The 14,328-nt window shown below is 67.1% G+C and carries 13 protein-coding genes; 7 read left to right on the forward strand and 6 right to left on the reverse strand.

What is annotated here, in order from left to right; translation table 11 throughout:
- Window positions 1–485 precede the first annotated feature (485 nt).
- The 5 genes from UAA55_RS07390 (at window position 486) to UAA55_RS07410 (ending at window position 7,953) form a co-directional block, all read left to right on the forward strand.
- Window positions 486–3,206, forward strand: coding sequence for a TonB-dependent receptor plug domain-containing protein (locus UAA55_RS07390; RefSeq protein WP_322952035.1), 2,721 nt, complete (start codon window positions 486–488; stop codon window positions 3,204–3,206).
- A 259-nt stretch (window positions 3,207–3,465) separates the two neighbouring features.
- Window positions 3,466–5,082, forward strand: a complete 1,617-nt coding sequence (locus UAA55_RS07395; RefSeq protein ID WP_322952036.1) for an alpha-L-rhamnosidase-related protein — start codon at window positions 3,466–3,468, stop codon at window positions 5,080–5,082.
- 45 nt (window positions 5,083–5,127) lie between these two features.
- On the forward strand, window positions 5,128–6,312 hold the full coding sequence (rhmD, locus tag UAA55_RS07400; RefSeq protein WP_322952037.1) for an L-rhamnonate dehydratase: 1,185 nt from the start codon (window positions 5,128–5,130) through the stop codon (window positions 6,310–6,312).
- Between the two features lie 22 nt (window positions 6,313–6,334).
- The gene (locus tag UAA55_RS07405; protein WP_322952038.1) at window positions 6,335–7,201 is read left to right on the forward strand and encodes a 2,4-didehydro-3-deoxy-L-rhamnonate hydrolase; all 867 of its coding nucleotides are present in this window, start codon (window positions 6,335–6,337) and stop codon (window positions 7,199–7,201) included.
- Window positions 7,198–7,953: an SDR family NAD(P)-dependent oxidoreductase gene (locus UAA55_RS07410; RefSeq protein WP_322952039.1), complete on the forward strand. Its 756-nt coding sequence runs from the start codon at window positions 7,198–7,200 to the stop codon at window positions 7,951–7,953. The genes UAA55_RS07405 and UAA55_RS07410 overlap by 4 nt, the downstream gene beginning before the upstream one ends.
- Before the next feature lie 314 nt (window positions 7,954–8,267).
- Here the strand turns inward: UAA55_RS07410 and UAA55_RS07415 are convergent, their stop codons facing one another.
- Window positions 8,268–8,585, reverse strand: coding sequence for a hypothetical protein (locus tag UAA55_RS07415; protein WP_322952040.1), 318 nt, complete (start codon window positions 8,583–8,585; stop codon window positions 8,268–8,270).
- 499 nt (window positions 8,586–9,084) lie between these two features.
- A complete protein-coding gene (locus tag UAA55_RS07420; RefSeq protein ID WP_322952041.1) occupies window positions 9,085–9,978 on the reverse strand; it encodes a manganese catalase family protein in 894 nt (297 codons plus the stop codon).
- A 351-nt stretch (window positions 9,979–10,329) separates the two neighbouring features.
- Here UAA55_RS07420 and UAA55_RS07425 point away from each other — a divergent pair, with 351 nt between their 5' ends.
- Both UAA55_RS07425 and UAA55_RS07430 read left to right on the forward strand, forming a co-directional pair.
- Window positions 10,330–10,839, forward strand: a complete 510-nt coding sequence (locus UAA55_RS07425) for a ferritin-like domain-containing protein (RefSeq protein WP_322952042.1) — start codon at window positions 10,330–10,332, stop codon at window positions 10,837–10,839.
- Between the two features lie 50 nt (window positions 10,840–10,889).
- The gene (locus tag UAA55_RS07430) at window positions 10,890–11,129 is read left to right on the forward strand and encodes a hypothetical protein (RefSeq protein WP_322952043.1); all 240 of its coding nucleotides are present in this window, start codon (window positions 10,890–10,892) and stop codon (window positions 11,127–11,129) included.
- Window positions 11,130–11,158: 29 nt separating this feature from the next.
- Here the strand turns inward: UAA55_RS07430 and UAA55_RS07435 are convergent, their stop codons facing one another.
- From UAA55_RS07435 to UAA55_RS07450, 4 genes are read right to left on the reverse strand one after another with little or no spacing between them, the layout of a single operon-like run.
- Window positions 11,159–12,361 carry an ABC transporter ATP-binding protein gene (locus UAA55_RS07435; RefSeq protein WP_322952044.1) on the reverse strand — a complete coding sequence of 401 codons (1,203 nt, stop codon included), beginning with the start codon at window positions 12,359–12,361 and terminating at the stop codon, window positions 11,159–11,161.
- The gene (locus UAA55_RS07440) at window positions 12,358–13,014 is read right to left on the reverse strand and encodes an ABC transporter transmembrane domain-containing protein (RefSeq protein ID WP_322952045.1); all 657 of its coding nucleotides are present in this window, start codon (window positions 13,012–13,014) and stop codon (window positions 12,358–12,360) included. The genes UAA55_RS07435 and UAA55_RS07440 overlap by 4 nt, the downstream gene beginning before the upstream one ends.
- On the reverse strand, window positions 13,007–13,738 hold the full coding sequence (locus tag UAA55_RS07445; RefSeq protein WP_322952046.1) for a hypothetical protein: 732 nt from the start codon (window positions 13,736–13,738) through the stop codon (window positions 13,007–13,009). Before UAA55_RS07445 ends, UAA55_RS07440 begins: the two co-directional genes overlap by 8 nt.
- Window positions 13,735–14,202 (reverse strand): hypothetical protein, encoded by a 468-nt coding sequence (locus tag UAA55_RS07450; protein WP_322952047.1) that lies wholly within the window; start codon window positions 14,200–14,202, stop codon window positions 13,735–13,737. The genes UAA55_RS07445 and UAA55_RS07450 overlap by 4 nt, the downstream gene beginning before the upstream one ends.
- Between the last annotated feature and the right edge of the window lie 126 nt (window positions 14,203–14,328).

Here is a 14,328-nt window from a genome sequence, read left to right on the forward strand (position 1 = left end):
GAGTTAGGTGCGTCAATAATTCCACATTTTTCCCGTAATCTGGGACACACTGCCACAATCAGCAGCATCGGCACCAAACAGCATAAGCGATAAAAATCGCCGCAACATCACCAGAAGCTTGAAGAATTGCGCAGCCGCTGTTGACACCGGTTACCGATCACAATCGCGCCATTCCCATGTGCCGAAGGCAGCAGACGCCCAGATGGGCATTAATTTCACATTTTGATCATCATTTGCACAATATGGTTTGACTCGGCCCGCCACCGGCGATAGCATCCCCTGACAAGACCAAGACAGGGACGAAATCACCTAAGGGCCGCAAGGGCTTGCCCTTTGGCGCGTGCCGATCACGCGCACCGCACTCACACCATCATTGGGCGGACAGGACGCCCCAGCCGGCGCTTTCAGCAAGGCGCCGGACAGGGGGCGCATTGCGCCCGGTCCATAACGCGAACGACAACGAAAACATAAAGGGAGACGCTCAGGTGGGACACCGCTGTCAATCCATCCACCGGCCCGCCGTCGCCAAGCCCCTGGCGGCGGTGCTGACCTTTCTGCTGGCCACCGCCAGCGCCCAGGCGCTGGCCCAAGTCGGGACCGCCCCGGCCACGACCCAGGGCGGCACGGCCGACACGGCCGAAGCGCTTGAGGAAATCATCGTCACCGGCACCAGCATCCGTGGCATCCAGACCCCATCCTCCGCCGTCACCACGGTGACGCGCGACGACATCGTCGCCACCGGGTCCACCACGGCGACGGAACTGCTGCGCTCTCTGCCCCAGGTGGGCAACTTCAATTCCACCGGCAGCAACACTGGCTTCGGCCAAGCCAACTTCGTGGACCAGCCCGCCATCCACGGCGTGGGCGTGGGCAACGGCGGCGGCGGCCTGACCCTGGTGCTGTTCGACGGCCTGCGCCTGCCGGGCGCCGGCATCAACCAGACGGCCCCCGACCCGTCGGCCATCCCTGTCTCCGCCCTGGAACGGGTGGAGGTCATCGCCGACGGCGCCTCCTCCATCTATGGGTCGGACGCCGTGGCCGGCGTCATCAACTTCATCCCCCGCCGCAACTACGACGGGGCGGAAACCCATCTGCAGGCGGGCTTCGGCAATTCCTACGACACCCAGAACTTCAGCCAGCTGTTCGGCAAGACCTGGGATGGCGGCTCCATCCTGCTGGACTACGAGCATTCGGGGAATTCGGAACTGAAGCCCGGCAGCCGCTCCTACATGTCGGACAACGCCACGTCCAAGGGCTGGGGCGACAACCGGGTGCAGAACTGCCCGGTCGCCAACATCACCGCCGGCGGCGTGACCTACGGCTTGACGGCCACCGGCGCCTTGAAGGCGGGCCAGCCCAACAAGTGCGAAGGCCGGCTGGATGACGACCTCTACCCCGACCAGCACCGCGACCAGGGCCTGATCTCCATCCGCCAGGCCATCACCGACGGCATCGAGCTGTTCGCCAACGAGATCTATAGCCGGCGCGTCATGACCACGCGCATAAGTTCCACCTCCGCCCAGGCCTCGCCCAACAACAGCGGCTTCTCCGTCACCGTTCCTGGCAGCAGCCCGTACTATGTCGCTGTCCCCGGCCTGGGCGGTGGGGATGAGACGGTCACCTACTACCCCGGCGGGTCATTCCTGAACCACACCACCACCAGCACCCAGGTGGCCAACGTCGGCGCCGACATCGACCTGACCCACGGCTGGCAGGGCAAGGTGGTGGGCAATTTCGGGTTCGAGCGCGACGACGTGCGCCAGAACGGCCTGAACCAGACCCTGGCCACCGACCTGGCCGCCGCCGGCACCCTGAACCCCACCGGCATCGGTGCCGCCAACAGCCCCGCCGTGATCGGCGCCTTGCGCGATTTCCAGACCCGCTACAGTGGCGAGCAGTTCCTGGAGGAAGGCCTGTTCAAGGCCGACGGCCCCCTGTTCGACCTGCCTGGCGGCACCATCAAGGCGGCCGTGGGCGCCGACATCCGGCATGAGCGCTTCGCCGCCAGCAACAGCGTGGGCCCGACCAACCCCGCCAGCTGGCTGACCGCCAGCGAGGCCGCCGTCTCGTCCTTCTCTTCCATCGGGGAGCGGGACGTGAAGTCGGTGTTCGGCGAGCTGTCGGTGCCCATTGTGGGCGATGACAACGCCGTGCCCGGCATCCGCGCCGTCAACCTGTCGCTGGCCACCCGTTACGACAGCTACAGCGACGTGGGCGACACCACCAACCCCAAGGTCGGCCTGACCTACACCCCCTTCGACGGCCTGACCCTGCGCGGCAGCTTCGGCTCCAGCTTCCACGCGCCCAGCCTGGCGGACGCCGGCACGGCCATCGACACCCGTGCCATCCGCTTCAGCGACTTCGTCAGCTTCGACCCCAACAAGTATTCGATCATCCTGGCGGGCGGCAACAAGCTGAAGCCAGAGACGGCGGACACCTACTCCGCCGGGTTCGACTACAAGCCCAAGGAGCTGCCCGGCCTGAAGGTCAGCTCCAGCTACTTCCGCATCGACTACTACAACGTCATCACCTTCCCCACCTTCAACCCGGTGACGCAACCGCAGAACCCGGTCTATGACGCCTACCGCGTCTACAATCCGACGCTGGCCCAAGCCCTGGCGCTGACCAACGGCTTCCGCCACGACGGCAATTTCAACCTGGCGGCGCAGCTGCCCACCGCCATCTATGATCTGCGGCGCCAGAACTTCGCCGATGAGTTCATCCAGGGCGTCGATTTCGACATCAGCTATGGCTGGGACGCCGGCCGGGTGGGCGCCTTCACGGCGGGGCTGGCCGGCACCTGGCTGTGGCAGTTCGACCAGAAGGTGAAGGGCGCCACCTCCATCAACACCCTGCTGAACACCGACTACGCCATCGACTTCAAGGCCCGCGCCAGCCTGATGTGGACCCTGGACGCCTACACCGCCGGTGTCTTCGTGAACTACACCAACGGCTACAGCAACGCGAGTACGGGCGGCCTGGGTGTCCAGAAGGTGGACAGCTTCACCACCGCCGACCTGCACCTGGCCTGGAACGTCCCCGGCCAGGGCATGATGGGCGGCATCCAGGCGACGTTGGACGTGAACAACGTCTTCGATACCGACCCGCCCTATTATTACAACACCAACGGCATCTCCGGTGTCGACCTGACCGCCGCGTCCCCCCTGGGCCGCGTCATCTCCATCGGCCTGACCAAGAAGTGGTGAGGCCGATCGCCGGGCGGGGCGGCCCCGCCCCGCCCGGCACCTGGTACCCGTACGGTCTCATCACCGTATTTTCTCCTTCCTCCCCTGGCGGGTGTCGCGGGCGATGGTGCGAACGATCCTCCGCGGCACCCGCACTTTTCCTTTCCAGCCGGGGCCAGGCCTTGCCACCCTCTGGATCCCATAGAATCAAAAGCCTGCTAGGGAGCGCGCGACTGACCATGAATCGCCGGGAAATGCTGTTGGTCGTGGGGGGGCCGCCGTGGCGGCCGCCGCCTCTTCCGTGGTGGCGCCCAAGGCCGCCCAGGCGCAGCCCAAGGAGTTCGAGCCCGCCGTGGCCGGCGAGCCCAACGCCGCCTGGGGCGCCAGGGCCGACGCGCTGACACCGGCGCTGACCGAGACGGCCCAGCCGCCGCTGGCCCTGGTGCGCGCCGTCGCCGATCCTGCCGCCCCCTTGCGCTGGCGCATGGAGCCTGAGGACGAAGGCCTGGCCGGCAGCACCTTCAAGAAGGGCGACAGCTTCATCCTGGACTTCGGCGGCCACCGCACCGGCCACCTGGCCTTCCGCCTGGAAACCGTGGGACGGGAGCCCGATGCCCCGGCCCGCCTGCGCCTGACCTTCGGCGAGGTGCCCAGCGATGTGGCGGAACCGCTGTATCCCTACAATGGCATGTTGAGCGGCGCCTGGCTGCCCGATGAAATCGTCAACATTGACTATTTACCCCAGGCCGTGCAGTTGCCCCGCCGCTACGCCTTCCGCTATGTGAAGGTGGAGGTCATCGACACCTCCTCCGGCTTCAGCATCCGGTTCGAGGACGTGAAGGCCATAGCCCTCACCTCCGCCCAGGCCACGCCGGCGCCGCTGTCGTCCAAATATTCCGACTTGGCGCGCCGCATCGACGCCGTGGCCCTGGCCACCCTGCGCGATTGCATGCAGACCACGTTCGAGGATGGCCCCCGCCGCGACCAGCGCCTGTGGGTGGGCGACCTGCGCCTGCAGGCCCTGGCCAACTACGCCACCTTCAAGCGGAACGACCTGGTGAAGCGCTGCCTCTACCTGTTCGCGGCCTACCGCCGGCAGGACGGGCTGGTGGCGGCCTGCGTTTATGAGAAGCCCAGGGCGCGCTACGGCGGCATCCACATCGTCGACTACGCCGCCCTGTTCAACGTGGCCCTGGCGGACTACTTGGAAGCCACGGGCGATGAGGCGACGGCGCGGGAGCTGTGGCCCGTGGCCAAGCGCCAGCTGGAGATCATCGGCCAGCGCATCAACGCCGACGGCCGCTATGTCGACCCCGGCAACGTCTGGATCTTCATCGACTGGGCGCCCGATCTGCATAAGGACGCGGCCATCCAAGGCCTGCTGGTCTTCGCCCACAAGCGCACGCTGGACCTGGCGCGCAAACTGGGCGTGCAGGCGGAGGTGGCGGACTACCCCGCACTGATCGGGCGCATGACCAAGGCCGCCCGCGGCTATTGGGATGCGTCGGCCAAGGCCTTCGTCAGCGGGCCCAACCGCCAAGTGTCCTGGGCCTCCCAGGCGTGGATGGCCATCGGCGGGGTGCTGCCGGCCAAGGACTGCGCCACCGCGCTGAAGACGGCGTTCAGTCGCGCCGACGCGGTCAAGCCGGTGACCCCCTACCTCTACCACTACATGGTGGAGGCCATGCTGGACAGCGGTCTGGAGAAGGACGCCAAGGCCCTGGTGGAAAACTATTGGGGCGGCATGGTCAAGGCCGGCGCCGACACCTTCTGGGAGGTCTATGACCCGGCCAAGCCGCTGAGTTCCCCCTACGGCGACATCCACATCAACAGCTACTGCCACGCCTGGAGCTGCACGCCCACCTACTTCTACCGCGCCCGCGGCATGGTGGCCTAAGCCCCATCCCGACGTCCTTCGATCATGCCTAGGAGCAGCGTTCCCATGACCCTCCCCACCATCAAACAGGTGCGCGCCTACACCGTGCGCGGCGGCGGCGCGGACTATCACGACCAGGGTGCCGGTCACTGGATCGACGACCATATCGCCACGCCCATGGCCAAGTACCCGGAATATCGGCAAAGCCGGCAGAGCTTCGGCATCAACGTCCTGGGCACCCTGGTGGTGGAGATCGAGGCCAGCGACGGCACCGTCGGCTTCGCTGTCACCACCGGCGGCGAGCCCGCCGCCTACATCGTGGAAAAGCATCTGGCCCGCTTCCTCGAAGGCCGCAGCCCCACAGACTATGAGAAGATCTGGGACCAGATGTACTTCGGGACCCAGTACTACGGCCGCAAGGGCTTGGTGGTGAACGCCATCTCCGGCGTCGACCTCGCCCTGTGGGACCTCTTGGGCAAACTGCGGCAGGAACCGGTGTACCACCTGCTGGGCGGGGCCGTGCGCAATGAGCTGAGCTTCTACGCCACGGGATCCCGGCCCGATCTCGCCAAGGGCATGGGCTTCATCGGCGGCAAGATGCCCCTGCACCACGGCCCCGCCGAGGGCGAGGAGGGGCTGAAGAAGAACATCCAGGAATTGGCCACCATGCGCGAGCGCTGCGGCGACGACTTCTGGCTGATGTTCGACTGCTGGATGGCGCTGGACCTGAACTACGCCACCCGACTGGCCCACATGGCGCACGAGTACGGCCTGAAATGGATCGAGGAGGCGCTGAGCCCCGACGATTACTGGGGTTACGCCGCACTGAAGAAGACCGCCCCCGCCGGCATGCTGGTCACCACCGGTGAGCATGAGGCCACCCGCTGGGGCTTTCGCATGCTGATGGAAATGGAGTGCTGCGACATCATCCAGCCCGACGTGGGCTGGTGTGGCGGCGTCACCGAGCTGCTGAAGATCTCCGCCATGGCCGACAGCCGGGGCGTCATGGTCATCCCCCATGGCTCCAGCGTCTACAGCTACCACTTCGTCATCACCCGGCATAACAGCCCCTTCGCCGAGTTCCTGATGATGGCGCCCCAAGCCGACCAGGTGGTGCCGATGTTCCATCCCCAGCTGCTGGGCGAGCCCGTGCCCGTCGACGGCCGCATCAAGGCCACCGCGCTCGACAAGCCCGGTTTCGGTGTGGAGCTGAACCCCGCCGTCACCCTGCACCGCCCCTACACGCATTAAACATATTGCAAGGTCATACCCCATGAAGCTCTTGCGCTACGGCCCCCAGGGCCAGGAGCGGCCCGGCCTGCTGGACGCGGACGGCCGCATCCGCGACCTGTCCTCGCACGTGGCCGACATCACCCCCGACGTGCTCTCCCCCGCCGGGCTGGCACGGCTGAAGGCCATCGACCCCGCCATCCTCCCGGTGGTCGACGGCGGTCCCCGGCTGGGCGTGCCCGTGGCCCGTGTGGGCAAGTTCCTGGCCATCGGCCTGAACTATGCCGACCACGCCAAGGAAGCCAACCTGCCCGTCCCCAGCGAACCCATCCTGTTCACCAAGGCCACCAGTTGCCTGAACGGGCCGGACGACGACGTCATGCTGCCCCAGGACAGCGCCAAGTCGGATTGGGAGGTGGAATTGGGCGTGGTCTTCGGCCGCACCGCCCGTTATGTGCCGCAGGACCGGGCGCTGGATTATGTCGCCGGCTATGTCCTGGTCAACGACGTCTCTGAACGCTTCAATCAGAAGGAACGCGGCAGCCAGTGGGACAAGGGCAAGGGCCACGACACCTTCGGCCCGGTGGGCCCCTGGCTGGTGACGGCCGACGAGGTGGGCGATCCGCAGGATCTGGACATGTGGCTGGACCTCAACGGCCGGCGCATGCAGACGGGCAACACCCGCACCATGATCTTCGGCGTGGCCGAGCTGATCGCCTATGTCAGCCGTTTCATCACGCTGGAGCCGGGCGACATCCTGACCACCGGCACACCCCCCGGCGTGGGCGAGGGCCAGAAGCCCGACATGGTGTTCCTGAAGGCCGGCGACGTCATGACCCTGGGCATCGGGAAGCTGGGGACGCAACGGCAAAAGGTGGTGTCGTGGTTCGACCGGGAGGAGCAGGCGTGACGACAGTGTTTGAAGGCCGCTTCGACGGTCGCACCGCCATCGTCACCGGCGGCGCCTCGGGCCTGGGCAGGGAAACCGCCCGCCGCCTGGTGGCGGAGGGGGCCAAGGTCGCCCTATGGGACGTGCGGGAAGATGGCTTGGCCGGGGCCGCCGCCGAGGTGGGGGCGGTCCACACCGTGGCCCTGGATGTGACCGACGCGGCGGCGGTTGAGGCCGCCGCCAAGGCCAGCCACCAGGCCCTGGGCGGCCGGGTGGACATCCTGGTGGCGTCGGCCGGCATCACCGGCGCCACCGTGCCGGTGCATGAGTTCCCGCTGGACAGCTGGCGCCGCACCATCGACATCAACCTGAACGGCTTGTTCTACTGCTGCCGCGCGGTGGTGCCGCTGATGTTGGCCAACGGCTATGGCCGCATCGTCAACGTCGCGTCCGTCGCCGGCAAGGAGGGCAACCCCAACGCGTCCGCCTATTCCGCCAGCAAGGCCGGCGTCCTGGGCTTCACCAAATCGCTGGGCAAAGAGCTGGCGACCAAGGGCGTGATCGTCAACGCCATCACCCCCGCCACCTTCGACAGCCCCATCCTGGACCAGTTGCCACAAAGCCAGGTGGACTACATGCGCTCGAAAATCCCCATGGGCCGCCTGGGCCATGTGGCGGAAAGCGCCGCCATGGTCTGTTTCATGGCCAGCGAGGAATGCAGTTTCACCACCGCGTCGACCTTCGACACGTCCGGCGGCAGGACGACGTATTAGTCATGCCTCCGCCTTGAATGGAATGGTTGGAAACACACCAACCTTTTGTTTTGTCGCGCGATTCAAGGCTCAGGTGGTCCCGCCTGAGCCGGTTCCTCCCTAGGGGGGCGTCAGCGCATAAAAAGACTGGGGAGGTCGATACAGATGGGCGCCAATCCCGTATTGGGCGTGTCCTTCCACTGGCTGGGGGGCCTTGCCTCCGCCAGCTTCTACGTGCGTCATTGGGCTGGGCAACTATCTGGGCGCGCAGCAGGCTGAGGATGCGTGGGCGGGGGCCGCGGGCCAGGGGCGGACCTCGAGCCCCCGCTTGCCCGCTAAGGCGCCCGGCCGGCAATGCGGTCTATGAAGTCGCGCTCGGGCCGCTTGTCCACCCCGGGCGCGCCGATGCCGGACGGGCGTTCATGCTTGCCTCCCAAACCGTCGATGAACCGTCGCGCCGGATCCTCCTGGGGTAGGGCCGACGTGGGGACGGGGTCATGCCGAATTCCGGAATCCCGTTCACCCGCAAGCGAAGCGATGAAGGTTTTCGCAGGGTCATCCCGCCACGCGGCCAGCGCCGGGCTGGACATGATTCCAACCAGGACCAAGGCGCCAACCGGCGCCCGCAACATTTTGTGGATCGAGGCGGACATCTTCTTTCTCCGGCGACGCGCCGGACCGCCGCCCTGGAAGGAGGGGCATGGGCGACCGGCCGCTCATGGACCAGCCCCGCGCCGTCGTGCGCGGGGTGCAGCACCAAGCTACCCCGCTAAAGTATGTGTCTAGTGACGAATATTCTATATCATCACTCATCACGAATCCGGATGTCCGCCATGCCCTGGAGGTCTGCCGCCGTGCCGCCGCGACGGACCTGGGTCACGAACCACCCCGCCCACCGCCGTTGCCCGTGAACCGGGGCGTCGGTGGCGAGACGCGGTTTATGGGGGATATCGCGGCTGCGCGCGGTCGACCGAACAGGCGCGCCCATCCCTGACCGGCGGCAACGTGATCAACCCGTCGGCTGGCGGTTCCAAGACGGCCGCCGACTGTTTCCGCACGAAAAAAGGCCACGCCGGCGGGAAGCCGGCGTGGCGCGCAAGGGGGGTGTGACGGCCCCCGGGAGGTCGCCATCACGTCTCGCGGAAGCCAGGGTCAGACGTCCGCCATCTCCGGCACCGCCTTGCCGGACCCCAGATCGACACCGGTCACAGGGTCGCTTTCGGGGTTGGACATGGTGCGGGCCATGAGGGCCCTGGCCGCTTCCTGCTGGGCGTCGGTCAAGGTGACGGAGGGCAGGCCATCCCCGCCGTCCAGGGGCAGGCTGCCCTCCACGTCGTCCAGCCGTTGCCAGGTCCCGCCCGTGTTCCAGGGCCCCTCGGCATCCCCTTCGCCCTGGGATGTGTTGACGTAGAGGTCCGCGAACTCGGCCTTGCCCGGCAGCTTTCCCGGCGGGAAGTTGGGCTCGATGGCGTAGAGCGCCTTCTCGAACGACTTCTGGTGCGCGATCTCGCGCGTCATGAGGAAGCCCAGGGCGTCCTTGATACCGGGATCGTCGGTTATGTTGATCAGCCGCTCATAGACGATCTTGGCCCGGCTCTCCGCCGCGATGTTGGAGCGCAGGTCGCAGGTCGGGTCGCCGATGCTGTCGATGTAGGCCGCCGTCCACGGCACGCCGGAAGAGTTGGTCAACGATGGCCCGCCCCCGTACAGCAGCGCCTGGGTGTGGCTGTCGCCGCCCTGGTTCAGCGCGGCATAAAGGTCGGCCTCCGCCATGTTCGCCTCGGCCAGGTCGCCCTTGATGCCCTTGTTGAGCATGGCGACGATGCTGCCGATGATCTCCAGGTGGCTCAGCTCCTCCGTGGCGATGTCGAACAGCATGTCCTTGCGGCCGGGGTCGGTCTCCCCCAGCGCTTGGGTGAAGTAGCGCATGGCGGCCGCCAGCTCACCTTGCGGTCCGCCGAACTGTTCCAGCATCAGGCTGGCCAGGACGGGATTGGGTTCGGCGACCCGCACCGTGTACTGCAGGCGCTTGTTGTGCATGAACATCTTCTTCGTCCTTCTGATTCCTGTCGTGTCCCATGAGCGATACCGCGCCCTCGAAGCGCCCTTTAAAAGGGCCCGAGTTTGGAATTGTTCCAATAAAACGGATCAATAAAAATAGTTGTCAAACAATTGCCAAGACGAAGCTTCGCTTTGCGAGAATGGAAAAATCTATTTTCAAATAAATCTACATTCCCGCGCCGTTCCTTCCCATCGCGGCGGAACCGGAAGCGCCGTCCCGGCTTGTCTGCGCACGAGGGTGCGGACGCTGGGTTGGGCGGAGTGACGCGTTACCGCCCGTCAGCCACCCGCTGTCCCCGGCCCCGCATCCCACACACCCGGTAAGGAGGATGGCCCATGGCCACGAACGAGGAACATCTACGGGATTGGCTGCGCGACGCCCACGCCATGGAACGGCAGGCGGAAACCATGATGACCGCCATGTGCGAGCGCATCGAGAACTACCCTCCCGTGCGCGACAAGCTGCGGGAGCATATCGCGGAAACCCGGACACAGGCCCAGCGCCTCGAGAGCTGCCTGGCCCGCCTGGGCGACGACAGCTCGACCCTGAAGGATCTGGCGGGACGCGCCGCCGCTTTCGGCCAGGGCTTGGGCGGCATGTTCGTGAGCGACGAGATCATCAAGGGCGCGCTCGCGAGCTTCGCCTTCGAAAACCTGGAGATCGCCTCGTACACCATCCTGATCGCGGCGGCGGAGGCGGTGGGCGACGCCGAGACGCGCGACCTTTGTGAACAGAGCCTGCGTGAGGAACAGGCGATGGCCGCCTGGCTGGCGGAGCATCTGCCCGCCCTGACCAAGAAGTACTTGGTACGTGACGAAGTGATGGAGGAAGGCGGCAAGCGTTAGATGGCCAATGCCCCGCCGACATGCATCCCAGATCATCCGGGAGGGAATTGATGACTTCGCACGCCCCCGGCCCCACGCCGCCATCGCCCAACGAACCCCGGCGGGGAACCACCTCCATCAGGAAGAAGGACATCGTCCGGGAAGCCAGCGAGGATTCCTTCCCCGCAAGCGATCCACCGGCCTGGACCGGCGTCTGCGGCACCTGCCAGCCGGGAGAGAAGACCGATCTGGCGCAAGCCAGGGACGCCCATCCCCGCCGGGAAACCGCCCCGGGAGCCGATGTGACATAGGGTTACGGGGGGGGGGGCGCCGCGGGATCTCATTCCGCGGCCAAGCCCTCCGCCTGCAGGCGCCACATGCGGGCGAACAGGCCGTTGCGCCGGCGCAGATCCGCCGCCGGGCCATCCTCCACGATGCGGCCATCGTCCATGACCAGGATGCGGTCAAAGGCCGCGACGGTGGACAGCCTGTGCGCCACGGCGATGACCGTGCGCCCGGCCATGAGGTCCACCAGCGAGCGCTGGATCCTCAGCTCGGATTCCGTGTCCAGGGCGGAGGTCGCCTCATCCAGGATGAGGATGGGGGAGTCCTTCAGGAAGGCGCGGGCGATGCCGATGCGTTGGCGCTGGCCACCCGACAGCTTGGTCCCCCGCTCACCTACCAGCGTTTCGTACCCCTCCGGCAGGGACCGGACGAAGTCATGGCAGTTGGCGGCGCGCGCGGCGGCGTGGGCCTCCTCATCCGTGGCGTCGGGCCGGCCGAAGCGGATGTTTTCCAGGATGGTGCGGTGGAACAGGGTGATCTCCTGGGGCACGACGGCCAGGGCCGCGCGCAAGTCGTCCTGGCGCAAGCCGCCCACGGGCCGCTCGCTGATCAACAGTTCCCCCTCCTGAACGTCGTAGAGGCGCTGCAGCAGGCTGACCAAGGTCGACTTGCCGGCGCCGGACGGCCCCACCACCGCGACCTTCTGGCCGGGCGGGATGCGCACCGTGAGGTCGCGCAGGGTTTCCGCCCGGAAGGGAACGCGGGGCTTGTCCTCATCCCCGTCATCGTCCGTCGCCGTCCTGGACGCGCCATAGGTGAAGGCCACCCGGCGCAGCTCCACGGCGCCCGGCTCGGCCAAGGGGTCGAAGGGGGCGCTGGCCGGGTCGTCGGTGATGGTGGGGCGCAGGCCGATGACCCGCAGGGTGTCTTCGATATGGCCGACCTGCTGCACCATGTCCACCAGGGCCAGCGCCAGGTCGCGGGCGCCATGCAGGATGCGGAACGTCAGGGCGCTGACGATCACCACGTCGCCGGTGGTCACCGCCTTCTGCCCCCAGCGGAACAGCACCCAGGACAACATGGCGCCGGCCATGAGCCACAGAACCACGTCATAGAGCATGCGGGTCTTTTCCATATGCATCCAGCTGGCCTTCTGCATTCCGGCCTCTTCGCGGAAGCCGGCCGCCAGCCGCTCATGTTCCCGCCGCCGGGCCGAGAACGCCTTGACCGCCCACATGTTGGAGATGACGTCGGTCAAGGCGCCCGCCACCTCGCCCGCGCGGGCGGCGTAGGCGCGGTGGAGGGGCTGCCCCCCTGGCCGAACAGGATCAGCCCCGTGGTCACCAGGGTCACGAACGCGGCCAGCGCCGCCGCCATGCGCCAGTCTATGGTGGCGAACACCACCACCGCGCCCAGGAAGTCCACGCAGGGTGGCGCCACCCGCCAGATGACCGTGTTGCACAGCGCCCCGAAATTGCCGGCGGTGGCGGTGATGCGCTGGCCCAGCGACCCCGCCAGGTTTTCCGTGAAGTAGCGCATGGGCAGGCTGCTGAGATGGGCGAACAGGTCCAGCCGCATGTCGACGCCAACCCCCACGGTGGTGCGGCAGCCCAGCCAGCCGGTCAGGCGCCACAGGACGCTTTCCAGCCCGATCAGGCCGATGAACAGCGCCAGCGGCCGCCACACCGCCACCGGCACGCCGCCGCCGTCCGGCGCGCTGGCGGACATGGCGTCGATCAGCAGTTTCATGCCGTACTGCACGGCCACGGCGCAGGAGGCCGCCCCCAGCACCAGCAGCGCCAGCAGCAGGCAATGCCCCCGCCAGCGCCGGACGTACCGCGCGATGAAACGGCGGGGCGACGTCAGATAGGCCGGCAGGCTGGCATCCGTCGGGCTTTCGCGCTCATCCATGCCGGGCACCTCCCGCCAGCGCGCCGTCCAGCACCAGCGGCGGACGGAGGAGCGGTCTACCGCGCCCTTCCAGGCCCATCAGGCCGTACTGCATCGACAACTCATCCATCATGGGCTGATGAATGCGGCTGGGGCCGGCCGGGCCCCGTGCGGTCAGCAAGCCCACTTCGCAAGCCCGCTCGTCATCCCAGCCGGGATAGTCCAGCACCGGGTATAGGCAGACGCCGCGCACGGGGACGCCGCACGCCCGCGCCTGGCGCACCTCGGCACAGACATAGTGCAGCCAGGATGGACGCGCGCTGCCCTCCGCCCCCGTTTCCGCGATCAGCAGCGGCCGCCCGTACCGGGCATGGAACTCCGCCAATATCTGGTGCAGGGGCCGATAGCTGTGGTGGCCCAACGGAATGGTGCTGCCGCCCTGGTACCATTGATTATGCGGGTAGAAGTTGACGCCGACGATGTCCAGGTAGGCCGGCGCGCCGCCCAGGCCGGGTTCCTCCCGGCCGCTCAGCATGTCGTAGGTCTGGAACTGCGACAGGCGCCGCCGTTCCGCCGCCTCATGCTCTTCCAGCAGGGGGGCGGCCGCCGTCACGTGGATGGCGGGCTCGGCATAGACGAAGCGGGCCTTGGGATCGACGGCCCGAACGGCGTCGACCGCGGCGATGGCGGCGCGCACCAGCTGCGCCTTCAGCCGCTCGCCCTCCCCCCTCGCGAAGGGGTTCATGTAACCCTCGTCCCCCCGGCCCACGCCAGGAAGGAGATTTCATTTATCGGACAGAAGAAGGGCGTGGCGTCGCTTTCCGCGCGGATGAGCCGGGCCGCCGCCGCCGCGAAGCGGGCGAAACGGTCCACGAAAGCGGGTGACCAGACATCCAGGTCATCCGGCCAGCCATAGTGGCAGAGATCCCAGATCACCTGGACCCCCGCCGCCCTGGCCGCCCGCAGCTGGGGCAGGAGGGTCGACCAGTCATACCACCGGGGCCCGACCTCGACCCTGTGCCAGCGGATGCCGTCCCGCACAGCGTGGATGCCGGCGGACGCCAGCAGACGGTAGTCCGCCTCGGCATGGCGGTCGTGGCCGGTGGCGGCCAGAATGTCCAGCCGGCGCCCATCCAGGCGACGGTGGGTCGAGCACTCGAAGCCACCCAGAAAGAAACTTCGGAACAGATCCCCATCCTGCACGTCCATGTCACCTCCGCTCCCGGCCCGATCCCGGTCACGGGTCCGGCGGGGGCATAATTCCCAGGCGGCCCCCAAGTTCGGCCGCCGCCTTCATTTTTTTATTTCTTGAACGCATCCATTCCCAGACGGCCC

The sequence above is a fragment of the Nitrospirillum guanabarense genome, assembly GCF_034653355.1.
GTDB lineage: Bacteria > Pseudomonadota > Alphaproteobacteria > Azospirillales > Azospirillaceae > Nitrospirillum.